The 24,944-nt window shown below is 50.0% G+C and carries 27 protein-coding genes and 1 pseudogene; 12 read left to right on the forward strand and 16 right to left on the reverse strand.

Going from position 1 to position 24,944, the window contains the following annotated elements:
* Positions 1-71: 71 nt before the first annotated feature.
* Entirely contained in the window at positions 72-284 is a 213-nt protein-coding gene (locus ACOTXR_RS21340) for an Hha/YmoA family nucleoid-associated regulatory protein (RefSeq protein WP_001285422.1), read from the forward strand.
* A gap of 360 nt (positions 285-644) precedes the next feature.
* Positions 645-1,727: a hypothetical protein gene (locus ACOTXR_RS21345; protein ID WP_001232447.1), complete on the forward strand. Its 1,083-nt coding sequence runs from the start codon at positions 645-647 to the stop codon at positions 1,725-1,727.
* A 165-nt stretch (positions 1,728-1,892) separates the two neighbouring features.
* On the opposite strand, the gene ACOTXR_RS21350 is transcribed toward ACOTXR_RS21345, so the two are convergent.
* From ACOTXR_RS21350 to ACOTXR_RS21410, 13 genes are all read right to left on the reverse strand, one after another.
* Entirely contained in the window at positions 1,893-3,392 is a 1,500-nt protein-coding gene (locus ACOTXR_RS21350) for a helix-hairpin-helix domain-containing protein (RefSeq protein ID WP_001284318.1), read from the reverse strand.
* Positions 3,393-3,417: 25 nt separating this feature from the next.
* Positions 3,418-5,055: a PP2C family serine/threonine-protein phosphatase gene (locus ACOTXR_RS21355; RefSeq protein WP_000081060.1), complete on the reverse strand. Its 1,638-nt coding sequence runs from the start codon at positions 5,053-5,055 to the stop codon at positions 3,418-3,420.
* The gene (locus tag ACOTXR_RS21360; protein ID WP_001253656.1) at positions 5,055-6,095 is read right to left on the reverse strand and encodes a TerY-C metal binding domain-containing protein; all 1,041 of its coding nucleotides are present in this window, start codon (positions 6,093-6,095) and stop codon (positions 5,055-5,057) included. Before ACOTXR_RS21360 ends, ACOTXR_RS21355 begins: the two co-directional genes overlap by 1 nt.
* A gap of 84 nt (positions 6,096-6,179) precedes the next feature.
* On the reverse strand, positions 6,180-6,818 hold the full coding sequence (locus ACOTXR_RS21365) for a vWA domain-containing protein (RefSeq protein WP_001253658.1): 639 nt from the start codon (positions 6,816-6,818) through the stop codon (positions 6,180-6,182).
* On the reverse strand, positions 6,818-7,459 hold the full coding sequence (locus ACOTXR_RS21370) for a TerD family protein (RefSeq protein ID WP_000116681.1): 642 nt from the start codon (positions 7,457-7,459) through the stop codon (positions 6,818-6,820). Before ACOTXR_RS21370 ends, ACOTXR_RS21365 begins: the two co-directional genes overlap by 1 nt.
* A gap of 22 nt (positions 7,460-7,481) precedes the next feature.
* Positions 7,482-8,120 carry a vWA domain-containing protein gene (locus tag ACOTXR_RS21375; RefSeq protein ID WP_001253657.1) on the reverse strand — a complete coding sequence of 213 codons (639 nt, stop codon included), beginning with the start codon at positions 8,118-8,120 and terminating at the stop codon, positions 7,482-7,484.
* Between the two features lie 462 nt (positions 8,121-8,582).
* On the reverse strand, positions 8,583-9,050 hold the full coding sequence (terW, locus tag ACOTXR_RS21380; RefSeq protein ID WP_001176767.1) for a tellurium resistance protein TerW: 468 nt from the start codon (positions 9,048-9,050) through the stop codon (positions 8,583-8,585).
* Between the two features lie 17 nt (positions 9,051-9,067).
* Positions 9,068-10,276, reverse strand: a complete 1,209-nt coding sequence (locus ACOTXR_RS21385) for a DUF4236 domain-containing protein (protein WP_011152964.1) — start codon at positions 10,274-10,276, stop codon at positions 9,068-9,070.
* A gap of 10 nt (positions 10,277-10,286) precedes the next feature.
* Complete coding sequence (locus ACOTXR_RS21390; RefSeq protein ID WP_011152965.1) at positions 10,287-11,243, reverse strand: HpcH/HpaI aldolase/citrate lyase family protein; 957 nt, start codon at positions 11,241-11,243, stop codon at positions 10,287-10,289.
* Complete coding sequence (locus tag ACOTXR_RS21395) at positions 11,243-12,322, reverse strand: cysteine protease StiP family protein (RefSeq protein WP_001585166.1); 1,080 nt, start codon at positions 12,320-12,322, stop codon at positions 11,243-11,245. Before ACOTXR_RS21395 ends, ACOTXR_RS21390 begins: the two co-directional genes overlap by 1 nt.
* A gap of 1 nt (position 12,323) precedes the next feature.
* A complete protein-coding gene (locus tag ACOTXR_RS21400; protein ID WP_001040058.1) occupies positions 12,324-13,097 on the reverse strand; it encodes a hypothetical protein in 774 nt (257 codons plus the stop codon).
* Positions 13,090-14,232, reverse strand: coding sequence for a phosphoribosyltransferase domain-containing protein (locus ACOTXR_RS21405; RefSeq protein WP_001280115.1), 1,143 nt, complete (start codon positions 14,230-14,232; stop codon positions 13,090-13,092). The genes ACOTXR_RS21400 and ACOTXR_RS21405 overlap by 8 nt, the downstream gene beginning before the upstream one ends.
* Positions 14,233-14,241: 9 nt before the next feature.
* On the reverse strand, positions 14,242-15,300 hold the full coding sequence (locus ACOTXR_RS21410; protein WP_012695441.1) for an ATP-grasp domain-containing protein: 1,059 nt from the start codon (positions 15,298-15,300) through the stop codon (positions 14,242-14,244).
* Between the two features lie 320 nt (positions 15,301-15,620).
* On the opposite strand from ACOTXR_RS21410, the gene ACOTXR_RS21415 reads away from it, so the two are divergent.
* From ACOTXR_RS21415 to ACOTXR_RS21450, 8 genes are all read left to right on the forward strand, one after another.
* Entirely contained in the window at positions 15,621-16,202 is a 582-nt protein-coding gene (locus tag ACOTXR_RS21415) for a tellurium resistance-associated protein TerZ (protein ID WP_000254137.1), read from the forward strand.
* Entirely contained in the window at positions 16,202-17,359 is a 1,158-nt protein-coding gene (locus ACOTXR_RS21420) for a TerD family protein (RefSeq protein ID WP_001054786.1), read from the forward strand. Before ACOTXR_RS21415 ends, ACOTXR_RS21420 begins: the two co-directional genes overlap by 1 nt.
* 22 nt (positions 17,360-17,381) lie before the next feature.
* Complete coding sequence (locus ACOTXR_RS21425; protein ID WP_000007449.1) at positions 17,382-17,837, forward strand: tellurite resistance TerB family protein; 456 nt, start codon at positions 17,382-17,384, stop codon at positions 17,835-17,837.
* A 22-nt stretch (positions 17,838-17,859) separates the two neighbouring features.
* Positions 17,860-18,900 (forward strand): tellurium resistance membrane protein TerC, encoded by a 1,041-nt coding sequence (gene terC, locus ACOTXR_RS21430; protein ID WP_000255079.1) that lies wholly within the window; start codon positions 17,860-17,862, stop codon positions 18,898-18,900.
* 48 nt (positions 18,901-18,948) lie between these two features.
* Positions 18,949-19,527, forward strand: coding sequence for a tellurium resistance membrane protein TerD (gene terD / locus ACOTXR_RS21435; protein WP_000116680.1), 579 nt, complete (start codon positions 18,949-18,951; stop codon positions 19,525-19,527).
* 68 nt (positions 19,528-19,595) lie between these two features.
* Positions 19,596-20,171 (forward strand): TerD family protein, encoded by a 576-nt coding sequence (locus ACOTXR_RS21440; protein ID WP_000301247.1) that lies wholly within the window; start codon positions 19,596-19,598, stop codon positions 20,169-20,171.
* A gap of 428 nt (positions 20,172-20,599) precedes the next feature.
* Positions 20,600-21,841: a vWA domain-containing protein gene (locus tag ACOTXR_RS21445; RefSeq protein ID WP_001053340.1), complete on the forward strand. Its 1,242-nt coding sequence runs from the start codon at positions 20,600-20,602 to the stop codon at positions 21,839-21,841.
* 90 nt (positions 21,842-21,931) lie between these two features.
* On the forward strand, positions 21,932-22,387 hold the full coding sequence (locus tag ACOTXR_RS21450) for a hypothetical protein (RefSeq protein ID WP_000374058.1): 456 nt from the start codon (positions 21,932-21,934) through the stop codon (positions 22,385-22,387).
* Between the two features lie 240 nt (positions 22,388-22,627).
* Here the strand turns inward: ACOTXR_RS21450 and ACOTXR_RS21455 are convergent, their stop codons facing one another.
* A complete protein-coding gene (locus tag ACOTXR_RS21455; protein WP_000398479.1) occupies positions 22,628-22,819 on the reverse strand; it encodes a DUF7706 family protein in 192 nt (63 codons plus the stop codon).
* 91 nt (positions 22,820-22,910) lie between these two features.
* The gene (locus ACOTXR_RS21460) at positions 22,911-23,252 is read right to left on the reverse strand and encodes a hypothetical protein (RefSeq protein WP_001151572.1); all 342 of its coding nucleotides are present in this window, start codon (positions 23,250-23,252) and stop codon (positions 22,911-22,913) included.
* 625 nt (positions 23,253-23,877) lie between these two features.
* On the opposite strand from ACOTXR_RS21460, the pseudogene ACOTXR_RS21465 reads away from it, so the two are divergent.
* Together ACOTXR_RS21465 and ACOTXR_RS21470 are read left to right on the forward strand one after the other, a co-directional pair.
* A pseudogene (locus ACOTXR_RS21465) lies at positions 23,878-24,098 on the forward strand (type I restriction-modification system subunit M N-terminal domain-containing protein); the annotation flags it as partial.
* Between the two features lie 140 nt (positions 24,099-24,238).
* Positions 24,239-24,493 (forward strand): hypothetical protein, encoded by a 255-nt coding sequence (locus tag ACOTXR_RS21470; RefSeq protein WP_000880375.1) that lies wholly within the window; start codon positions 24,239-24,241, stop codon positions 24,491-24,493.
* A 2-nt stretch (positions 24,494-24,495) separates the two neighbouring features.
* On the opposite strand, the gene ACOTXR_RS21475 is transcribed toward ACOTXR_RS21470, so the two are convergent.
* The coding region (locus ACOTXR_RS21475) for a 3'-5' exonuclease (protein WP_276531042.1) at positions 24,496-24,944 on the reverse strand (449 nt) is incomplete at its 5' end.

The following is a 24,944-nucleotide window of genomic DNA, read 5'->3' on the forward strand; positions in this document are numbered from 1 at the left end:
GTTAGGCTTAAGTGAAAAATGATATTAAGATTATCCCTGGCCAGTTGAGGCCTGTCTAAAGAAGGTTGATTATGTCTGACACAAAGCAGTCTTATTTAATGAAATTCCGTAAGTGTAGTTCGTTCGAAACGCTCGAAAAAGTATTTGAAAGGTTATGTGAAAAAAACTCGGGTGTCGCCTCTCTTGAAATTTCTGGTGCTTATGATCATCGTAAAGCTGAACTGACAATGAAAAAGTTATATGACAAAGTTCCTGCGAGTGTGTGGACCTTTGTTCGCGAGTAATTATTGATATTGGCACAACAAAAAGACTGTGTCTGGATTTGAAAATAGTTTATGCCCCTTTCGGGGCTAAAGGCACTGTAATAGCCTGTCTTTTTAACTTTCTTATTAAGTTCGGAGAAAGACTTTAATCATAAGCCAAGCCCACTGCTAAATACATCCGATATTCTCCTTAATTTTAGAAGTTGTGATAAAAGTTACTTTACCTAAACTTCTCTCTCCATATTTGTAAGGCTCTCATTTGATTCTTGTCAAACATTAATCTGGAAAACTAAAAAATCATTTCTTTTAATTCGTTTTACAGAAATCCTCCTCCGTTATTTCGGATATAGTTTGAATAATTATCAAAAACGGGGTGCAGCCATGCGTAAGAGTTACACATTTGGTATTCCATTTGGACTCCAGAGAGAATCAGGACTCTTTTTAGATATTACAGAGGTCAGCCGGGGTATCGACTGTAACTGCATCTGCCCCGCTTGCAAAACTGATCTGTTAGCAAAGCAGGGGGAGGTCAAGCTTTGGCATTTCTCACACAGTACTGCTGTAGCCGGTGACTGTGATGGTCTGATGGAAGCCATCCGGGGAAAAATTATTGAAGTCATCAACGAGCACCAGGTTCTTGGTTTCCCAAATCTTCTCGCTGGCGACGATGGTGGGCCGGTTTCACTGAATGAGGTTATTGGAAGCGGCAGTATGTTCGGAGGCACAGCTGATCTGTTCGTAAAGGTTAATGATTTATGTGTGGCCGTCTTTCTGGACAGGGATCGTAGCATTTCTGCGAAGTTAACCTTTGACCACCTTCATCCTTCCGAAAGAGTTGCCGCATTGCGTATCGATCTTCCAGATATTGAATATGAAATCAGTCAGGTGCAGCTCGGGCGACGTAAAACAACATACAGTGAGTGCATTGAAAGCCTGATCATTGATGAGACCAGTTCCCGGGAATGGCTATATCATCCATTAATGCATGAACTTGAATCTGAACCTCTTCAGGAGTATCGGGGACGGGAGCCTTCAGAGGAAGGGCCTCTTCTTCAGCGCCTTGCTGACTGTAAGATGAAATTGCCTGATATCCTTCCGGGCAGTCATAACGCGTTAGTCAGGTTACAGCAGGATACGATTGTATGTCTGTGTCGGTTAACGGTTCGGGCTTATGACATCGCTCAGACCGATGAATTTCCTTTGTTCCTTCGCTATTTCAGGTTGCACTGCCTGGAAAACAGCGAACATGTCAGTTACGAAAGACTGATCTGCTGGCAGGAAATGATTTCAAAAACCCAGGAAGGCCAGTCCTTGACACAAAACGAACTTGAATATCTTCATGAGATTGTCCGCATCGCCTTATACAATCACCGGCTTAACAATGTCAGTATTTCAGATGTTAAAAACCATGACACAGGAAAGGAGAGCGGCAGGGTAGAGCCACAAAACTATTCACTCTTATAAATAAATTGGGCTTTGCGCATTAAACCCTTGCCGCAGGAGGTGTACCGCATATCCGGCACAGACAGTCAGTTTTTCTGGCAGCTTAAATTTGACACAGCTTAATATAGTGATTCATTAAACAGGTTCAGTATGCTGCCAGAACGTTTTAGTCGTTATGGGCGTCCGTTAGTTTTCTACTAACTGAACGACGACCAGCCTGCCGCCTTCCTCCTTTGACAGAACAAACTGAGCGTTATTCGTCAGTTCAATTTTTTCCCCAATGGCAATCTGTCGTTTATCCGGTAATGACATAAGCCCATTTATGCCTTCATTTACTAACCACCACTGATCGTTATGGAAAACAAAATACCCAACTCGTTTCCTTTGCAAATCGGTTGTACGCTCATTTGGCGCAATGAGGCGATTCACATGCCACGCATAGATTGACTGCCCGCTCCACACCATCAACCGGTGGTCGTCAGGACGATAACTGCCTTCCTTTCGGGAAGAATATAAATTTAGAACCGGTAATTTACCCTTGTATGGCGTACCGCAGTAGGGACAAACCGGCTTTGTCTTACCCGAGAAAACGTACCATTTCTGTTCACACGCCTTGTTCTGGCAGGGCTGTATCAGATCGACTGTTTTAACCAGGGCGCTTTCCCACTCATCGGCGGTCGGGCGTTTAGTGGCATCGTGTAAGCCATCTATAAAGGCGCGCTCAAACAAAGGTGTCAGATAAGGGCCCATGATGGTGTAAGGAATTTTCTCCGGGTCAGCCCAGGGCAGTGAAAAGGACGATAGCTGACTGACTTTGACTGCATTGCTTTTGTCTGTCGGATGTTCAATGAAGAGTGCCTTCTCACCCATAGATAAGGTCTCATCACGTACTTCATCCGACATGTCATGTATTTTTCCGCCACGTAGCGGATGACGGAAGAACAGATACATGTAGATAAGCACCGACAGCGCATGACGGTCAGTAGTAATGCTTGGCAATACGCGGTTCGGATCCTCTTTGGAAAGATGACTGGTTTTCACCACTTCCGGAGCGATAAAATCCGGGGTGCCCACCACGTCGGGAGGATACTTTCCAGGGACAACCAGGCCGTCTACGTCAATGATGCAGGCATGTCCCATTTCTGGATCGATAAGCACGTTTTTATAGCTTAGATCGCTGTGACAGAGACCTGCCGCATGCATCCTTCTGACGGCTCTTGTCAGCAGCAGACAGACCTTGAGATAGGTAAGCGTATTGCCTCGTTCACGTGGGTCGAGAAATTTGTTCTGGTTGCTGGCGCTGGCAAACCATTTGCCTTCCTTTTCACGACCTTTTATGCCAAGAAAATCATCGTTTTTAGAGCCGTATTTAAAGAAAAAGTAGCTTTTGTAGGTTGGAACCACGATGCCGATTTTATGCCCATGCTCAACAACATGGGTCGGCCAGCAAAACAGGTCCTTCCAGTATTCACCTCCGGACTGGCCAAAAATGTTTTGCCTGTAGCGTCCGGTGATCATATCAATCCGATCCCGGGCCTGCTCGTTCTGCGGTTTATGATAAAAAGCGACGACGTATGATTTATCAGGCGAAAAGTAAACATCCTTCATCGAGCCCGAACCAATTACCTCGTCAACATACTGGACTGTTTCGCCGTCCTTTGTTTTGCACGTAACGATATTTGCCATATTGATCACCGAAAAAGCGTATCCCTTACCACAACACCGCAATAGTGCGGTCATCATGGTTCCCTGTGGAGAAAAAGTTAAGCCAGTCGCCTAACCTCTCAGGCGCAATACTGGCGTCTGTAAGGACAGGGTTGAGCTCATCAACGAGACGGGTCCATTTTTCGTCACTGCGAAGCCCATTATCCGTCTCAAACAGAGGGTCTGAGACGCCGTCTGTCATGAGGATCAAGTGAGATACATCATTCCATTTACCCACGCTGATGCGGCCGCTAAACGAGGGGTCTGCGATAATGCTCTGGTCAAGGAAACGGGTTTGTCCTGCGTATTCTCCGCTATCGGGATTTCCCAGTATCCTGACTTTACCGGAAGGGCTGTATGCACCTATCGCACCATCACCAAGCCAGAATGCAGTCGCAAACAGCTCGTTATCAGTTCGTAGCGCTACAGTTGCCAGAAGGGTTGTTGAATAGGATTTCACAGGTTGTTCTGCACAAATGGCTTCGTTCTGGATACTGTTGACCGCGAGCGTAGCTGCCTGTTTAAAATGATGAAGCATGGCGTTTATTGTTGCCTGCTGATCGCTCCCTTCCCACGCCGTGATGTGCTGCTTTAAATGGACGCCTTTCACACCACTGAGCTGATTTAAAAGGTAATCGCCAGCCGTTTTGACTGCAATCCGGGAGCCTTCCCGGGAATTTACCGCACTACCGGCTCCGTCTGCGACCAGCATGACAGACCATCCTGTTTCCTGGCAGTGGTTGATGTAGAAGTCGTCATCTCTGAAGCTTCCGGCATGCTCATGAGAGCGTCCCCGGCGACTGGCGGCAGCAATACGTATATCACCCCTGACCAGGCCAGCAGCGTCCAGATGGGACTTAGGGTAGGGAGCGTCTGCTGGTGGCTCTACCACCTTCCACAGGCTTCTCGGATCGGGATTGATTATAAATAGCTGTTTTGTTTCACATTCGTCGTGCGACGTGCATGACCAGATTACTGAAAGCTCTATATCGCCGCTTTCGGTGGGAGTACCTGTCAGCAACTCCTGTTCTTTGTCAAAAGACAGGCCAATGTTCCGGGGAAAGACAACGTCCCTGACAGTAGCCTGCTGGCCCTCACCCAGAACGATAGCAACCGGCGAAGAGAAACGTTCGCCTGCGCGGGCGTTGGGGATCGTTATTTTAGCTCTCGGGGGAACGGCAGGTGGCACAGCTAAGCTGGCCCGCTGCTGGCCTGTCGGTATCTGCCCGGGTTTTAATACCAGGGAAGACAGGTTTTCGTCTTCCCTCTGTGCTGGTTTATCAAATTCGTAATAAGGCATCAGCTTCCAGAACGGAGGATGAGGCTCATTTTCTGGCAGGGGTTGCAGTGCTGATGTATCGGTAGCGTCAATGCCCGGGTTATCAGCAACACTTACGACCGTTTGTTGCTGATCGGAAAGACTGGATGCTGACGAGGCGGCAATCTCTGCGTCGTTATCACCTTCGCTAACCCGCGCAGATAAACCCTGTGCAAGGCTCTCAATCCGCTCTTTAAGCCGCATAATTTCTTCGGTAAGGGATGGGTCCTGCGATAGAAGTAAAAGCCGCTCACCTTCAACAGGGTGGCCCAGCTCAGACAGAACTAAGCGGATAATCTTCTCTTCAAGTAAAGCATTTTGCGACATCAACCTCTCCCTCTGTTTACGTCGAAGTTAGTGTTTCCGCCATCATTGCTGAATGACAGGCCTGTTTCACACCACGGGCAGATCACGTCATCCGGGCCGTCAATACACAGCAACTTTCCGCATGAGCACAGGGCAAACGCACTGGCATTACCGCAGTGGGGGCAACCCGGTACGCCATGCAGTTCGCTGGTATTTACCTGCAAACCGGTAGCGGTGGCATCTGACCACGCAAAATAGTCCTCATCGATGGGATAGCATCCGGCAATATTAAAGCTGTTCAGGTTCAGACTGAAATCGAGCCCGGAAACCCTTGCTGGTGGCCGTTCATACTTCATCAGGTACGGACGACGGGTCTTGCTGCAACGGCCGGTAAGCGTAACGCAGTTTTCGTCGTACGCTTTTACTGGCTCGTCCTTGGCCAGCCGGACTATGTATTCAGTCTGGCTGAGCTCAGGTTGTTTGTCGTCCCCGACGCTGCGGCTGTGCGCCGTAACCGAGGCCGTGATCCATTTGATGAAGCGGGTAAAGTCCCCTTCCTGAGATTCGGTGAACAGCATGACATTCTCTGTCAGTTGCCGCAGGATATTCAGGTCCGCTGACGGCCCCAGGCCAACGGCAATGAGATTCACTTTACTCGCGTAGTGATCCTTCCAGCGCTTCACTTCTGCGGTTGTGTCGTCAGTCGGACGTCCGTCGGTAAGGAGATACACGACGGGTTTCCAGTCGCCTTTAGCCTCATGAGTGGTTTTTCTGACCTGGGTATCAATTTGCACGGTCAGCTCACGCAATGCAGCTCCAAGGCTCGTACCGCCGCCAACGGGAAGGCGGGGAGGGTAGAACGAGGCAATTTCGTGAAGAGGTACAATCGTACGGGCTACACCGGCAAATGCGATTACCGAGACCCAGGCTGTTTCAAGTGCGTGTGGATCCTTTCTTAAATCTCCGACGATCATTTGCAGACCATCAGTCATTTTTTTCAGGTTTTCACCAATCATGGACTCTGAACAGTCCAGGACAAAAAACACGGGAAGGCGTCTCATAATTTTCCTCGTACGGCTGGTACGGCCAGCAGAAAACGTTGCTGTACAGAAAGGTGCTGCCCGGAAACAGCACCTTTCTGTCTGTCAGAGCACCAGCTGGATTTCTGGTGGAGGAGGGGGAAGGGTATCAGTTCCGTTATTAATCCCCGCGCTTGTGCTGCCGGAAGACACGCTGGCCGATACCCATTTAAAGAAACCTGCAAACGCGGTTGAATCTAGCGTCTCCAGAGACACAACCTTATCGGTGAGCTGTTTTAAGTGCTCATGGCCTGCTTTAGGACCAACGGCGCAGGCAATGATGGATCCGAATCCCCGGCCGCGAATCGCTTTTACCGCTTCACCGTACGCCAGGGCATCAGAAGGGGTTCCATCAGTCATCAGGAATACCAGAGGACGCCAGTCTCCTTTGGTATCACCATCTGAGCGACGTACATCCCGTTCAACACACTGCATCAGACATTCAAGGGCAGCACCGGTGAACGTCCCGCCTGCGCTTGGCACAACGATGTCAGAAAACTGGAAGTCTTCCAGCGGCGTGAGAGGAATGAACTCACGCGCCTCATTGTCATAGGTGATAATGGAGATATGAACGCTTTCGAGGGCGTAGGGATCCTGGCGAAGAGCGCTAAGCATCGCCTGAATTCCAACGTTAACGGAATGGATTGACTCACCGCGCATCGAGCCGGATGTGTCGATAACAAGGTAAACAGGCAGGCGGCGCATCACATGTAATTCCTCAGGTGCGAGACAAACGAATCTGATTCTGAAGGCTCACCAATTGCCCTGAGTTTCCAGCCTGTAGCCTCGCGTATCAGCTCGGCAAAGACCATGGAGCGCTGGCTGGCGAAGGCGGGTCCGCCAGAAAGATCGAATCGTGCCATTTCAATATTACGGGCATCTACTGCCCGGATGAAGGCATTCTGAACTTTACCAAAGTGCTGCTGGAGCTTTTCACCATTGTAGATCTGAACGATGAACACAATTTTCTCGTACTGAGCGTCAAGGGAATTCAGGCGCACAATAATTTGCTCATCGTCACCGTCACCGGCTCCGGTTCGGTTATCGCCCGTCAGCCAGATATTGCCTGACTTATGGCGAAGGCTGTTGAAAAAGATGATATCGCCATTCACAAGCGTTGGTTTACCATTTTCCACATTGCCGAGATCGGTCACCTTTCCGGCTGAATTACACAGGAAAGCGATCACATCAAGGTCGTATTCTTCTTCTTTTTTACCAAAGATCCCGCCGAGAAAACCTTTCTTTTCCTCATTAATATCCCAACCGAGGCCGATAGTAACGGACGAGAGATCGTATTCATTTTTTTTCAGGCTTACGCCCTGGCCTTTGCTCAGACTGACAGACATGATATCCCCTTAATCAATAAAATTATAAGACCACATTTACTTCTGGCGGCGGCGGTGGCAGGTCTTCAAGACCGATCACTTCTTTTTTGCTGGACTCCACTTTCTGACTGCCTACCGAAATGCTCGCACTGACCCATTTAAAGAAAGCTTTAATCGTCGAACTGTCAGCTGTATCGAGCTGAACCACGATTTCAGTGATTTCTTTGAGGACGCTGGTATCGGCATCATGCCCGGCTGCACATGCCACAACAACGCCGGTTCTGGCCGCTTTAAAGTCATTCAGGCCTTTACGCCAGTCATCATTCGGACTTCCATCCGTCATCAGGAATACAAGGGGACGCCAGTCACCTTTAGTGTCAGCCGTCGTTTTCTGTACTTCTTTGGCAATGGAGCTGGCCGTGAGGGAAAGCGCTTCGCCAAGAGACGTGGTGCCGCTGGCTGTTAGTGCTGGCATCTGGAAACTCAGGAGGTCTGTCAGGGGGACTGCCTGTCGGGCTGAAGAATCAAAGGTGATCACTGACACGTGAGCCGTTTCGAGTGCATACGGATCCTGTTTCAGCGTGGTAAGCAGCGTCTGAACGCCATTTTTAACCGCTTCGATAGGCTCTCCGTGCATAGAGCCGGACGTGTCGAGTAGCAGATATACGGGTAAGCGTCTCAAATGTAATTCCTTCTTAAGAGATCGGAAGAGGAGAGTAGTTTCAGGAAGAGGCCAGGGTTTGTTGATTTGATAAAACGGCACGACATCTGTCGGGTGGAGATTAAATACTCAGAAGCGGCATTAAAGAAATAAGTTAACCACCATAGAATTACCGACATGTGAATGGCCTCTTATCAACAGAAAAATAATTCAGACCGGACTGGAATATAAGATTTCTGAAAAAACTCGGACAAATAAACTGTCTTATGTATGAAATTCATCATACATCACAGATCTGCATGAATGGAGTGTAAAACGCCCAAAGATTGATGTGTAGCACAAGAGGATGTCAAGACACCAGGTTTTGTAGTCAGTAAGGCGCTGCTGGCATTGCGGGAGGAGAATAGATCAAAACTACGTCACGCCAATACAGAGGTAAAATATGACAAAACCGGGGTTTTCACCCCGGTCTGAGATTTAGCGTCAGGACTTTTTAGCGCTGTATTCTTTTATCAGTTCGTCAACGGAGTGCAGAGCCAGCTTCTCTACCGCTTCACTTCGGGTCGAGCCACTCAGCGCAGCCAGACGGTCAATTTTTCTTAAGATCCGCATGCGTAGCGATAAGGACACGGCTGTTTTTTTATCCTTATCGAGTACGACCTTCCCTGTAGACTCACCGGTTTTCAGTTCAGCATTCTGTGCGAGCGCTTCATTCATCCGGCGAAGGGTCTTTTTATCCAGCTGGCCCGGATTAACGAGATGGTAGGAATGACCTGCCTTGCTGTATTTGATCTCCGCAGAATATGACTCGCGTAGCTCTTTGAGGGCCCGGGTTAATGTCGGCTCTGAGCATTCCAGACTGGTTATAATGTCGGCAGCGGAAACGGGCTTGCCGGTGCCCAGTAAGTTGGCAAGCTTAAAAATCCGGGCCTGTCTGGTATTTAATTGCATCGTAAGATTTAGCCTGCTTAAAGGGTTAGTGGTTCAATAGGCTGAAAAATGAAGGTACTGCTCATCTTTCGAATAACCGGGTGATCGCCTAACGCTTCAACCGGATCAATGTGTTCTATGCCTGCAAAATTTACTGACGACATCTGGCTGCGAGTGCATTTGCAGGACAGGATATACTCATCCTCCAGATAGCCGGTCCGCTTACTGACCCGTTGCGTAAAGCCTGACACAATCACGTTGTCGAAAGGTAGCGTATGTAAAACGATACCGACCAGGCGGAACAAGCAGCCATGGACGTGGCGGGCATAGTTTTCGCGTACGGCTTTTTGCGTCATGGCTTTTTCCGTCAGCTCCGTGCCCCGGGCATTAACGCCGTAAATCTTATCAGGGAAATCTTCAATCTCAGCTAAATCAACGTCCAGCAGGACTGCTGATAGCTCCGGCTTTACTTCAAATGCAACAATCGTTTCACGCGGCCATTCAGTTTCTGCCAGCACACCCGCCAGGTATGATTCGAAAAACGCGGCGTCTGTCCGGAACTGCTGCCGGGCATCTGCCTGAGCCGTGGCGAGCCGTTTTTCATGTTCTTCTGCTTCAAACTTCCAGTTTGCATACTGTTCGGCCCAGGCCGTCCGTTGTTGCTGGTACCGGTGCTGTCGAAGGGTATTCTCACGCTCCACATCAATCAGCTCCTGCTGCCACCGGCGAAGATTTTCGGCGTGGCGCTCAGCTTTAGCTGATTCCGATTCAAACCATTTACCCAGAAAACTAATGCCTTCGCTCTCGGCAGGCTTTTCCGGCAATGCAAGGTAGTCTGGCTTTTCTGGACGCACCGGTGCCGGAACCTGAAAAGGCGACGTTCTGTTATGCAGGTATACTGCTTCCAGCTCTGCCCAGCTGATGCCTGTTTTTGGATCCGGCGTCAGCTCGTGAATATTACGGATTGCGGTTACCGCTGACATGAGTTCAGCGGCTTCCTGCTCAAGCGCCTGTCTGAGCCCCGGGTCGGTTGCCGTCCGGTTTCCACCTCCGGAACGCGCGGCCCGGTCAAGCCGGGTACGGTAACTCAGCCCGGTACCGGGCAAGCCCAGATTGGCATAGGTCCCCCGGCTACCAAAAGAAACGGAAGCACCTCTCGGCCCGACACTCAGGCTCGGTGCACCGTTACTCAGGTTGAGGCGAACGCCAGGAATAATGTTGATCGACTTTCTGAACCTGAACCCCATTATGATTTCCTTAATGATGCTGGGTCACGGTAAGTAATCTGATTCCATCAGCGCTTTGCTCGTTCTGTAACCCATAAAAACGAGCTCTGTCCAGAATGCCAGCCGCCCAGCGGCGATGTGTGGCGGGTTCACACATTGCTCCCTGCGACTTAAACACGGCCTGGGTAGAGTTCAGGATCCGCAGAGCGTCAGAATACTCACCCTGAGTGACCATCAGCGCGTTTTGAATGACCTCTATCTGACCCGGGTGAATGGCCGTTTTCCCAACAAGCCCATGTGCCATATCAAGAGCCAGCTCTCTGGCCATAACGGCATGATCGTCAATATGCTCACATACGGGCGCGGTCAGGGCAAAATCACGCGGGCCGAAGACTGAAACGAGCATTTTGATGACGTAGCCCATCGGGCTGTCATACAGCGTCAGGTCCCGGGGGCGGCGAAGCGACACAACGTTCATAAGATCGTTGCCGCCGATTCGAAGCGCAATAATGCGGTCGTGGCAGGGATGTTCCACCAGGCGAGTGGCCAGCTCGCGCATCTGAACCACGTCAAAGACGTCTTCTGTTTCCAGCGTTGGCATCATGCACAGGTGAGTCCCGCCCATGATATCCCACCATTCAGCTAACGAACTGAGGGTAAATTTCGGCAACACAAACCCATCGACAGCGGAAAGATCATAATGCGCTTTTAACCATCTGCCCATTTCGGCATGCCGAGGGCGAATGAACACCAGAGGCCAGTCATTTTTACCCAGGCTACGCATGCTGTTACTGAGCTCGTGCAGCAGGTGCTCCAGATTTTTGAGGGCGATGGGGATGTCTGCTTCACTGACAGCATCCTCCAGGCAAATCACCAGAGAGCGCAAACCCGGGATTTTCCCGTGCAGGACGGCATCAGCAATATCTTCCCGTGTTGCAGGCATGTATAGCGTGGCTCCCAGATTCCAGGGAGAAAGACGATTTTTCATCAGAGTACCTTCTTGATAATGGTTACAGCCCGATACTGGCCGAGGGTTCCCCCCATTTCTGTAACAACTATTCCCTTTTCACGAGCAAGCCCTACAAGCAAGGCAACGTCCGGGTCGTCAATAGAACGCACAAATACATGGTCCGGTACCCGACGTAATACAGCCCGGGTTGCTTCAGCAATACCGGGTTTAATACGATTGACGCTGTCCACTTTAAATTCATCGGCCAGGAACGCGATAACGTCGCGACTTGTCTGCCATAAGACCCGGGCTGACTCCATATTCCAGCTCAGGGTAGCGAGGGATGACGGGGTTAACTTCTTACGGAAATGGGCGACGGTATCGACAAGCATCCGGCTGCATTCGAATTCACTGAGATGCTCGCAAACCATGCACCCATGTAATCCTTCAGAGGACCATACTGACCGGGAGATCAGGCCTGATACCGGCGCACCCATGATGCCAAAAGGAATGAGCCAGTCATCATCACTGGCTGCAAGCCAGGAGCAGCCACAGGGATCGGCCAGGACAACCAGTCGCGGCTGCTCAGGATAGCCCGGGCGATCTTTCAGTGCGCGTACAAGCTCTCCGGTAATTGCGCCTTTACCTGTCCATCCGTCAACAAAGACAATACCGCTGGTACCATGGCGCTCTTCAATGACGTCGAGGGCTGCACCGTCAATTCCACGATCCCGGATAATGCTGATACCGTAATGCCATGAGGTTTTCCCCATGTCACGCAGGGCCTGGTGCAGCATAACGCCGAGCGGCACGCCAGCTCTGACGAGACTGGCCAGTACAATGGGCTCATCACCGAAGCGTTCGGCCAGAGCAATAGCGAGCTGTGTGACTTCTTTTGCAAGTCTCTCTGCGCCCCGATCCAGCGCCCGGTGAAACAAATCAAGATGCCATTGTGTTGGCGCTGGCTCCTGACTGAGCATGTCCGAATAATGTTTCTTCCCTGACTGAATCAGCTCTTCTTTTTGCTCAACCGGCGTCATCTCAATGACTACCGGCTTTAGCAGAAATTCCACGTCACCGGGCTGGTATGAGCCGGTAAATGTGTCATGTGGCTGCATTTTAATTTTCTCCAAAAATTCGCTGTGAAATGGCATCTGCAAACTGACTCTGACGCGGGATGCCAAACCAGCTGCACAGTTTCATAAAACGATGATCGCTCAGGCTGTCGCCCAGACCAATTACGGGGAAGACTCCGCGTTCAGCCCGAAGTTTTTCAAGAAGCCATCTGACTGCCAGCCCTTTCTCAACCGCGGTGGGAAGCCAGGCCACGTTATTACTGTTGCGGTGGATGTAGAAGCCCTCGGTCGGAAACACCGTTTCTATCTCATCTGCAATGGCATTGAGCTCGTCAAGGCGGGTGCTGTCGCGGTGCTTCATCACCATATAAACCGCCGTTTCACCGTATTCGAAGTTCAGCCTTGCCCAGGCATTGATCCCTTTTGCGTCCATCATTTCAGTGATCAGACGCTGCATCGATGTCAGCTTTTCCTGATAGGGAGCCAGCTGGCCGAGCATATGGGCCTTCCACTCCTCGTCGGGTTTGCCTTCTGGCGTGAGAATGACGGCCCCGTGAGTGGTGATTGCCCAGGAGTGGAAAGGGATCCGTACGCGGCTGATTTCTTCAGTTCCCCGTGCGGTAACGGGTATGAGTTCAGCCTGCTCCAGGAGCCAGTCCACCAACATGGACTGTTCTTCCGTCATAAAGCTTCGTGGATTCAGGGTGCGATCAACGGCACCGGTACGGAATGGCTCCAGGGCCAGCTCGTCCACCATTTTACGACGGGTCTGAAAGAGCGTGTCGTCAAGGTCGCTCAGAACAACGGGTTTATTCATAGGTAACAATCTCCACGACGGCCGCAACCTCAGCCAGCGCTTTAAGAAGCTGCGTGTCAATACTTTCTGCGGGTGTCTCAGTACACACAAGAATGCGGTCAAACTGCTGGTGGGCGACGTTATAGACAAAATTGGGGATGCCCAGCCCGTAGTTATCCGTAAAGGAAATGGCGGACTCAATGGCATAACCAACGGCGATAGGGGAGCGGGTGGTCGATCCATAAAATGCCTGTGCTCCGGCAGCTTCGAGCCGTTCAGCAAGCAGGAACGGCTCCCAGACGAATTCCCCGGTCCCGAGAACCAGAATACGTTCCCCCTTGTGGACGGAGACCTCATGGCCGAGATCGGCCGCAGGTGCGAGCATCCCCAGTCGGCCCCAGGACTGTTTTCCCTGGATGTCCCATTCTCCTCGTGAAGTTACGTTGACTTTCGGCATGTCCGGGACAGGTGCATCAGGTAATGGGGTCCATCCCCACTTACCGCTTACAAGAGAAACCGAAGTGACTGGTAAGGTGCTGCGCTCGGACAAGGCTTTGCCACTCCAGTCGGTAAGCGTAACGGCTATAACCTGTTCAATATGTTGAAGCTTGCCGGTATTACGCAGGGCTGAAAGCAGGTTAATAAAGGTATTACCGGTGGTTGCCTCGTCATCAATCAAAACCAGCGTTCGTGCGTTGGTAACACGACGTCTTTTCTCTTCATCATCTGGCAGATAGATCAGATGATCGGTGGCGTGGCTGTGTTCTTCCTTGAACTCGCAAAGCAACGTGCCATCAACCGGGTGACGGGTAGAGGTCAGATAGACAGATTCAGGATGCTGGTGGCGCACTTCATCAAATACACCGGCCCCAAGCCCAACGGCGGTTTCAGCCATACCGATAAACAGTACGGGTCCTGTCAGTGTCGAGGGGAACTGGCTGGCAAGCTGTCTGTAGGCCTGCCGCATGACTGAGGGTGGCACGGGAATGTGCCTGCCGAGTACTTTGCTGACAAACAGAAAGGCGCGTTTCGGGTTACGTCTTTCAGCGATGTCAAACAGGTCATCGAGCGAAACTTCACCCTGGTCGCGGGTTACCTGAATCGTACCGCATGAGAGGGTACGGCGATAAATCATATCTTCGAGGATATCAGACATAAATACGCCTTAATTCAGAAGGTTAGAGAGTGATTCCGGGTATGCAATTACATCCGTAATGGATCTCACCGCAACCGGAGAAAAGGTGTTTTTAGCGCTCTGGCGCACCATATCTTCAGACATCAGACCGAGCTTAAAGGCAGCAAATAACCCAGGAAGGTTCACCCCGCTGTGAAGGGTATAACCCACCCCCCCTGACGGACGCATGTTGGTTTCAAGCAGCACCGGGTTGCCATTCACATCGTTTCGCGTCTGAACATTCACCAGCCCGTCGGCCTTCATAACCCTGGCGCAGTCACACGCCAGTTCCCAGGCGCTTCCTTCGTTTACCAGATACTGGATAACCCCTTCCTTACGGCGTCCCACGGCTGCGAGTATTTCGCCCTTATCCGCGAGGATATCGACGGAAAATTCCGGGCCTGGCAGGTACGGCATCAAAACAAGGGGTTTAAACGACTCAGCAGCTGATGCTGCTGCAATATACTGTTGCGGACTGACCAGACGATGTTCGGGATGATTAAAGACGGCCATAGGCGAAGCACTGTCATCAAAGCGCCAGAATCCCATGCCATAGATACCCGTCACCGGCTTCACGCATACCGGGCTGTCAGTGAACGGCGGGGCCGCGAGGTGTGTTTTTAATTCTGCCAGCGTATTCACCCGCCAGGATGGTACGACCGGGAGACCCTTTTGCTCCATAAACTGAGCAAAAGTAACTTTTTCGTCAGCCAGAGTTAACCAGTCGACGCCCGTTGCACCGGTAGTAAGGGTGGCACCGGTCGATTCAATGGCTGAACGGTGTTCTTCAAACCACTGGCTGTTACGGCCAGTATGAATATGGTGGATGCCGTAGGACTGAATGGTTTCCTGGATAAACTGAAGACGTTTTTGAGGATCTTCAGGTTCAGTCAAAGAATAGTCGGCAACGGAAAGGATTTCATTTCTTTCGTTACGGTGGGAGGCAAAAACGGTAATGGCAAAATTATTTTTTTTTGCAAATGATTTTACCCCCTGAATAATATCTCGCTGGGAGGATAAACCTTCCATAAACCAAATTTTCTTGTTCATTTTTTTTAATTATCCGGAACGCCATGCAAATTTATGATTGAGAAGTGAGTCTATGAGTGTCTAAGCTACATGTCAATCATAATATGATTTATAACTCCTGTGGTTATGGAGTGCGTCAGGTTTTTTGGATTCCTGATAACACATTGATATTTAAATTAAACTTAGAAAATTAACACCCTGAAAAGGATTTCTTTTTGTGTTTTTACAGAAAACTACCAAAATTTCCCTTGTCAGAGAACTTCATCATGATATGATTTTCTTCGTCAGTTACTAAATATACCTTTGATTGTCTCGGTCATTACCATTTTAAGGAATAAAACATGGTTTCATTAGTTAAGAACCAGACGGTATCACTCAGCAAAGAATCATCTGCATTAAGCCAGCTTCATTTCGGTCTCGGTTGGGATCCGGTTAAGAAAAAAGGTCTTCTTGGAGGATTGTTTGGAGGCAACGACTCAATCGATCTCGATGCTGGCTGCGTATTAATGGACAGCACCGGTAAAACAATTGACACCATCTGGTTCCGCAAACTGGAATCCACCTGCGGCGCTGTTGTGCACAGTGGCGATAACCTGACCGGTGAAGGTGACGGTGACGATGAGGTGATTAATGTCAACCTCTCCCGACTGCCTGCAAACGTTGAATACCTGGCGTTTACGGTAAACAGCTTCCGTGGTCAGTCGTTCAATGACGTCGAAAACGCGTTCTGCCGCGTTGTCGATCAAACCGGCAAAGAGCTGGCTCGCTACAAGCTGACTGAGCAGGGCTCACATACCGGGATCGTTATTTCTTCGCTGCGCCGTAATAACGGCAACTGGGACTTTACCGCCCTTGGCCATGCCTGTCGCGGCCGCACAATTGACGATATGCACTCCGATATCGTTTCAGCGGTTATTCGCTAATGAACCTGACGCCGGGGGGCAATGCCCCCGTTCCAGCCCAGGAGTTGCGGGTCCGGATCACCTCGGGCGGCCAGGTGGATGCTTCGGCGTTTCGCCTGTATGCCGACGGGAAGGTGCAGGGTGATGCGGACATGGTGTTTTATGGTCAGCCACGTAACGATGATGGTACCGTCAGCCTGGTCAGTGAAGGCCAGTACTCAACCTTTACTGTCGCGCTCAACCGGCTGAAACCTGATGTCCAGAAAATTGCGTTCACCGTGACCTGTGACGGTGGGCAGACGGTGTCCGGTCTTCGTAATCTTTCCATCGACGTGGAGCAAGGGGCTACCGGCCTGGTTAGCGGCAGTGTCGAACTGAGCGGCCGTCAGGAAGCAGCCTTAATTCTGGGTGAATTTTACCGTCGTAATAATGACTGGAAATTCCGCTTCGTTGCGCAGGGGTTCAACGGTGGACTTAAACCGCTGGCAGAGCATTTCGGCGTAAATATTGCCGACGAACCGGCTCCCGCAGCCCCGACTCCTCCGGTTGTAACCCCTCCGCCAGTTGAGACAAAAATCAGCCTGAGCAAGGTATCGCTGACAAAAGAGAAGCCTGCAATCAGCCTGACCAAACGGGATAACTTCGGTGAAATCCGGATCAACCTGAACTGGCACCGGGGCAGCGGCAAATCAGGCTTTGCAGGCATGTTCGGCTCCAAAGGAATCGACCTGGATCTGGGGGCCTTTGTTGAGCTTCAGGACGGGTATAAATCGGTCATTCAGGCGCTCGGTAATGCATTCGGTGATTATCGCGATGAACCGTATGTTCAGCTCAAGGGCGATGACCGGACGGGTGATGTATCAGACGGCGAGTGGCTGCATATCAATGGACGTGAATGGAAGCATATCCGCGAAGTGCTGATTTACGCCTTTATTTATGAAGGTGTTCCCAGCTGGGACAAGACTGATGGTGTGGTCACCATTCATGTGCCGGATCAACCGCCCATTGAGACCCGCCTGACCGAAGGTGAAAACCGTCGCACATTGTGCGCCATTGCCAGACTCGTAAACGAAAACGGCGCAATTAAAGTCGAGCGAATTAACCAGTACTTCAAAGGCCAGGACGAAATGGACCGGGCATTTGGCTGGGGATTTCGCTGGAGCGCCGGTTCTAAATAACACAGCAACAAAGGAAACAGGTATGAGCTTTTTCGACAAAGTTAAAGGTGCCATTAACTCAGGCCGTGACGAACTGACCCGCCAGGTTGGCCGTTTCAAAAACAAAAAATTCATGCAGGGCACCGTTGCTGTATGTGCCCGTATTGCCGTATCGAGTGACGGCGTAAGTTCGGAAGAAAAGCAGAAAATGATGGGCTTTCTGCGCTCTTCAGAAGAGCTGAAGGTCTTCGATACCAATGAGGTGATTGAGTTCTTCAATAAACTGGTTTCAAGCTTCGATTTCGATGTTGAAATCGGCAAGGGCGAAACCATGAAATACATCCTGGCGCTGAAAGATCAGCCTGAGGCCGCTCAGCTGGCCTTACGTGTTGGTATTGCCGTTGCGAAAAGTGACGGTAACTTCGATCAGGACGAGAAACTGGCCTCCCGCGAGATCGCTATCGCGTTGGGCTTCGACCCGGCTGAATTTGGCCTCTGATCCACATCCCTAAGGGTAAAATATGGTTTCCACACACATCGGCTTCCCGACTGAAACGGTCATTGTTTTTATTGCGCTTTCAGTCGGTGCCATCTTTATTGACCTGTTTATGCACCGTGATGACAAGCCTATTTCGCTGAAGAGTGCGGCGCTCTGGTCCGTATTCTGGGTTGTGGTTGCGATGGCATTTGCCGGTTTCCTCTATATCCACCACGGTGCTGAGGTTGCCAGTCTGTTTGTCACGGGTTATGCGCTGGAGAAAGTGCTGTCGGTCGATAACCTGTTCGTCATGATGGCCATCTTCTCCTGGTTCGCCGTTCCGGATCGTTATCGCCACCGTGTTCTCTACTGGGGGATCATTGGTGCCATTGTCTTCAGGGGCATCTTTGTCGCCATCGGTACGAGCCTGCTGAGTCTGGGGCCGTATGTTGAAGTTGTCTTCGCTATTATCGTTGCCTGGACAGCGGTCATGATGCTTAAAAGCGGTGATGACGATGATGAAATTGAGGATTACTCCCAGCATCTGGCTTACCGCATGGTTAAACGCTTCTTCCCTATCTGGCCGAAGCTCAGAGGGCATGCCTTCCTGCTTAACCAGAAGGAAGTGGATGCTGAACTGGCGAAACCAGAAAACAGCGATGTCACCATTGGCCGTGGTAAAAAAGCGGCGCTGTATGCGACCCCGCTGTTCCTGTGTGTGGCTGTGGTTGAACTCTCGGACGTAATGTTCGCGTTTGACTCGGTACCGGCAATCATTGCCGTCAGTCGTGAACCGCTTATCGTCTATAGTGCCATGATGTTTGCTATCCTGGGCCTGCGTACTCTGTACTTTGTCCTTGAGGCACTGAAACAGTACCTGGTTCATCTGGAGAAGGCCGTTATCGTGCTGCTGTTCTTCATCGCGGCAAAACTCGGCCTGAATGCGACCGATCACATCTGGCATCATGGTTACAGCATCGCGGCAACAACCAGCCTGTATGTTGTACTGGGTGTACTGGCGCTGGGCATTCTCGCAAGCGTCATGTTCCCGGGCAAACCTGAATCTGAGGAAAAGGGGAGTTAATCCCCTTAAGTGTTAACCTGAACAATTACTAATCGAAGAGGTTATTTTATGAGTGTTTCTCTTTCCAAAGGCGGGAACGTCTCCCTAAGTAAAGCAGCTCCGTCAATGAAAAACGTCCTGGTGGGCCTTGGCTGGGATGCGCGTTCAACAGACGGTCAGGACTTTGACCTGGATGCTTCAGCATTCCTGCTGGCCTCAAACGGCAAAGTGCGCGGCGATTCAGATTTCATCTTCTATAACAACCTGACGTCATCCGACGGTTCCGTAACGCACACCGGCGATAACCGCACCGGTGAGGGCGATGGTGATGATGAATCGCTGAAAATTAAACTGGACGCCGTCCCGTCTGAAGTTGACAAGATCATCTTCGTTGTGACCATCCACGATGCTCAGGCTCGTCGCCAGAGCTTTGGTCAGGTATCCGGTGCGTTTATTCGTCTGGTTAATGACGATAACCAGACTGAAGTTGCTCGCTACGATCTGACCGAAGATGCGTCCACTGAGACTGCCATGCTGTTCGGCGAGCTGTATCGCCACAATGGTGAGTGGAAATTCCGCGCAGTAGGTCAGGGTTATGCTGGTGGTCTGGCATCTGTATGTGCTCAGTACGGCATTAACGCGTCCTGATCAAAAAGTAACTTTTCTACCCGGGGCTGTTAATGCAGCCCTCATTCAACTGTTTGCAGGAGCTAAAAATGGCAGTTTCTCTCGTAAAAGGCGGCAATGTATCTCTGACCAAAGAAGCACCAACCATGAATGTTGCTATGGTTGGCCTAGGCTGGGATGCCCGTGTAACCGATGGTCAGGGTTTTGACCTGGACGCTTCCGTGTTCGCAGTAGGCGAAGACGGTAAAGTGTTGTCAGATGCGCATTTCATTTTCTTCAATAACAAAACCAGCCCTGATGGCGCGGTAGAGCACCAGGGCGACAACCGTACCGGTGAAGGCGACGGCGACGATGAGCAGGTCAAAATCGATCTGACCAAAGTCTCAGCAGATATCAAAAAACTGGTGTTTGCCGTTACCATCTATGATGCAGAAGCGCGTAAACAAAACTTCGGCATGGTGAGCAACAGCTTCATGCGCGTTTACAACAACGACAACGGCACGGAAATTGCCCGTTTCGATCTGTCTGAAGATGCCTCAACCGAAACCGCTATGGTCTTCGGTGAACTGTATCGTCATGGCGCTGAGTGGAAGTTTAAAGCTGTCGGTCAGGGCTTTGCCGGTGGCCTGGCGGCTCTTGCCTCCCAGCACGGCGTTAACATCTAAAATAACGCTGAATCATACCCCGGCAATGCCGGGGTTTTTTTTGGTTGCGATCCGCTATCAGGAGGGGGGGGGCAGAAAGGGTTCGGGAATCTCAGAAAGCAGAGAGATGTTAATTCTGACGTGAGCCTTTTAAAGGCAGGAAACGGATTTTTCTCTGGTTGCTGGTTAAAGCCTGTATTCCGTGCCTTATATCAACAGCATGCCCCTCTGATATATGTTACGTTTGCGACTTATGAAGGCACGGGTTCTGGAAGATAAAATACCCGACCAATGGAAATTCCAATTCAACAGGTATAGAAACTTCAACGTGATGAAATATGGTGTCACACCATATATACGCCTCACCAGAAATCCAGCGTCCTGAACTAAGCCAGGGGAACCTATATAAACGCTGCGCTTTAAAATAATCAAAAATCAGGAGAGTTAATGTGAATCTACAATCCGGACAAAACATACCACTTCAGCAATCTGCGATCAGGCTGAATCTTCAGTACCCTACCAAATCCGGCTTTAAAGGCGAACCCGATACCTGCCTGTTCCTGCTTAATGCTCAGGGAAAGGTCAGCGGCGATTCTGACTTTATCTTTTACAATAATCTGTCTTCTCCTGAAGGGGCAGTAAAGCTCGTTACCGGTTCTCAGCAGTCCAGCATTGAGATAGCACTGGATCGTGTTCCTGCGAACATCAGTAAAATTGCAATCACAGTTGTCATTGATGGTGAAGATACCATCAGTGGGCTCAGTTCGTTGAGCATGCAGGCTCAAGGAATCGCTGAGTTCCAGGCTGAGACTCAGGGCCGCAGTGAGAAAGCAATTATCCTGGGTGAAGTATATCGGCACAATGGCGCCTGGAAGCTTCGTGCGCTCGGGCAGGGTTTCAACGGTGGTCTTGAGCCTCTGGCCATTAGCTATGGCGTTGATGTCGCACAGCCAGCTCCGCAGCCAGCAAAGCCTGCTCGTATCAGTCTGGAAAAGAAACTGGAAACCAGATCTCCGCGCCTTGTAAGCCTCGCTAAAAAAGCCTCGGTCAGTCTTACTAAAAATAAACTGGACACCCTTGAGGCAGCGGTTGCATTTGTACTTGACGCATCCGGCTCAATGAGTGGCCAGTTCAGTAAGGGTAACGTTCAGTCTGTGCTGGACCGCATCGCCGTTCTTGCCGCCCAGTTCGACGACGACGGTGAAATGGATGTCTGGGGATTTGGAGAGAAGCATAAGAAGTATCCAAACGTCACACTGGACAACCTGGACACATATATTCAGTCCATTCGCGGGGCTGGAAAGCGTTCAGCCTGGGAGAACCTGCCGGGCCTCGGAGGGACAAACAACGAGCCTCCTGTGATGGAAGAAATAGTCGACTACTTTAAGGACTCGAAAATCCCGGTGTATGTTGTATTTATTACCGATGGCGGGATCAGCAAGACCCGGGCGATTAAAGATGCAATCCGGCGTTCTGCCAACTACCCCATCTTCTGGAAGTTTGTCGGCCTGGGTGGTTCAAGCTACGGTATCCTCAAAAATCTGGATGACTTTACTGACCGCCGGGTTGATAACACCCACTTCTTTGCCATGGATGATTTCGGTTCGATTAGCGATGAAAAGTTATATGATAATCTACTGGAAGAATTCAGACCGTGGATCGATGAAACAAAAAGGTTAGGCATCCTTTAATACGCACAGTTTGAGCTTGGTTGAATGAGCTCTACAGCAGCTTAATACTGTAGAGCCTTTGTTCATTGGAAATCGTACAGGGAGGCGCATATGGACCGCATCAAGTACCTGAAATGGATAGCTGAAGAATCACCAAGTACGGCTCAGCAGCTGGTGGCCTGGTTAAACAGAGCAAGGCACTATACGCCCGACATGAAAGAGCATCAGGCAGGTGTACAGATTCAAGAAAAGGGGATTGTTGTAGGGCTTAGACAAAGTACTAATCGTTATCATGGAGATTGTCTGACCATACATGTGGTACGGCTTCCGGAAGAAATACAAAACAAGGGATGGTTTAAGTCTTTTCTGAAGCTTTGCTGTGAATCGAATCCCTGGTGCGATGTTGTAATAGAAGACGTGAAAAACCCATATTTATTAAGCTTTTGTAAGAAACTAAACTTTACTGTATTAGATGAATTTTACCCGAATACTTACATAGTAAACACAGATGCCATTATGAGTTTACCTATCCCACCCTTAGGGAGATACGAAACCTATCTTTATTAAACCTGCGAACCTTTACCGGTTGCGTGGGGAGCGGATGGACTTCGGCTAAAGAAAAATCACATCGTCTATTTTGACCAGAAAAAGCTAATCTGCTTGATGTAATGCAGAAACGCATTACATTAATATCTTCTCCCAACAATCACCTGAACAATTCCCTGATTGCTTTTCACCTCATACCAGTGCTGGCTCATAGTTAGTCCTTAAGCAAATTTGTTATCGGAATAAAGAACGAAGCCAGCCTCATCGAGGCGCATAACCTTCTTCCCTTAACGCCTGTTGTAATTTTTCAATTGCGCTTTTCATTACCCAGGCTTCTTCGTCACTCACAGCACAGCCACGAAGATCGCTCCAGCTCAGACGTTTAACTAATTGAGCAAGGGCCATAGTTTCATTCTCATCAAGCTGCAAACTCAGTGTCTCAATACCTTCCACTATCTAACCTCCCTTATACTGAAAAATGGCGCTTTATTTCTGACCAGATGCCGAAGCCTTGAATGCGGCCGGAACTGCCGTTGTTTCTACTTTACAGAAATGGAATTAAAAAGTGGTGGTGCTGGGCACGTTTCTTTTCCAGTCGGGGTTTAAGCCAGAGCCGAAACTCATTCAACTTCTCAGCAGCCAAAACCGCTTCAACGGGGAAAACTTTATATTTACCCTGCTGCTGAGGTTCACCCAACCATCGCCTGATGGCTCCGTCAGTCCATAAACGAGTCTCTTTGAGCCTGGTTACAGTGACCCATTTCCTGGACCATTCATCAAATTGTCGCTGGCGATCCCGATAACGTTGTTCTTCCTGCTGACGAAGCCAGTCGCGATCAACAGCGAATTTTCGGTATCCAACAAAGAGCCCTTGTACTTTGGCCATGACAACATTCCGGTTTGCTTAGAACTGTTCAGACAGACATGTCAGGGATAAAGCTGAAGAAAAAGGTACAACGAAGAATAACCAAGACATAGGCCTGCCGGGTAAGTGGTGCGGTGCACAGGACTGTCGGAAAGTACGCTCAGAGAGGGTCGTTTAAGCATGATGCACCACCGCCAGCCAGCCTTAATAATGGTAATGTACCACTGGGTTACCAGACAGACCAGTAACGCATCAAACATAAAACTGTTTTTTAAAAAACGTCAGGAACGTAGCCTGACCTTTTAACCAGTGGTGTAAAAAACATACAGATTGCTCTGAGGTATGAGGTTCAGCAACTAGCCTTGTCGACGCAGAAACATTAAGTAATCAATAGCAGCTATCGCAAACAATGGTGAAAACCACCACGTGCTTTTCAACAAGCCAAGCGGCAGAAAGAGTACAGTTGCCATCGAATAAACAAAAACACGAACCATACCATCTGTAATAAACATAGGCTATTTGCAATCTGAGGTTGGATTGTAGATTTTAGTTAGAAATGGATCAAAGTCCGTTTTGTGCAAAACTTGGTTGACAACCCTCTTTTGGAAGATGTGCCGTTTCGTGCAAAAGTTGGTTGGAGGCCAAGATGGCAGAGTTCGTAGGTTCGGCTGCTTCGCAAGCTGATTTCATTTGGAAGAACGCGGAAGACCTGTGGGGGGGGATTTCAAGCATACCGACTTCGGCAAGATCATTTTGCCGTTTACTCTGCTGCGTCGATTGGAGTGCGCACTGGAGTCTACACGGGAAGCATCGCTCGATAGCCAACCAGCCACGATTGAGTTCTTAGAAGCAGAGTTCAGTGTTGATTTCGATGCGCTGCTATCTTGACCGCCAATCAGACCCGCATGGTTCAGGTTTGTGTATGAGAGTCCCCAAATGGCTGTAGTTCTAACCAAAGCCTTGATTGAAGCCGGCCGCGCCGGAAATAGTGGGTACAGAAAAGGCAGTTGCTTGCGCTGGGCGTAAGTTACCCGCCGAAAAGCGGCTGGATCGAACGACTGATCGGCACTGAGGTATCTGACGAGCAGTACGAACGCTTTCTGGGGCACAGCACGAGCAAGCAGGCTGAACAGATCCTACGCGGAGAGCAGCCAGCCAAGGGGCTTCAGTATGCAAAGCGAGCGAAGAAGCTCGCTTCTGAAAGAAAAGCCACAATTGATCTGGATAACGAGCACCTGTCTGAAATCGAAAAGTATCGGTAGCCCTAGACTTTTAGCCGCTGAAGATCTCTTAGATACCATTGGTGAAACTTGCTGAAGTCAGCCTTCTGTTTCTCTACCGTGCTGTTATAGATCGCATCACTGGTAACCGCACAAGCAGTCCAGCCAGCCTCATAGACGAAGCGAGTAGCTATCGGTGACTTCTTCGGGGTGCTATCCCAGCGGTTTTTGAGCCACCGCGCAAGCCCTTCATCAAGAGGGACCACCAGATTTAGCTGCTGTTTTGTGCGAGTGATACCGACATAAAACAGCCGACGTTCCTCCTCGATTTCCTCTTCGGCCGGAGGGGTGTTCATCGATGTGCGAACGCTGTAAACATCATCGGGTTTGCCGCCAGGAAATTCCTGCTCATTCAGCCCGATCAGGGGTCGTCTCAGAAAACGGAATCTATGGTCACTCCCGTTTTTGCAACACCGATTTTGACGACAAGTTG

Origin of the sequence: Enterobacter cloacae complex sp. IR53030, assembly GCF_049238365.1 — a bacterium.
GTDB lineage: Bacteria > Pseudomonadota > Gammaproteobacteria > Enterobacterales > Enterobacteriaceae > Enterobacter > Enterobacter kobei.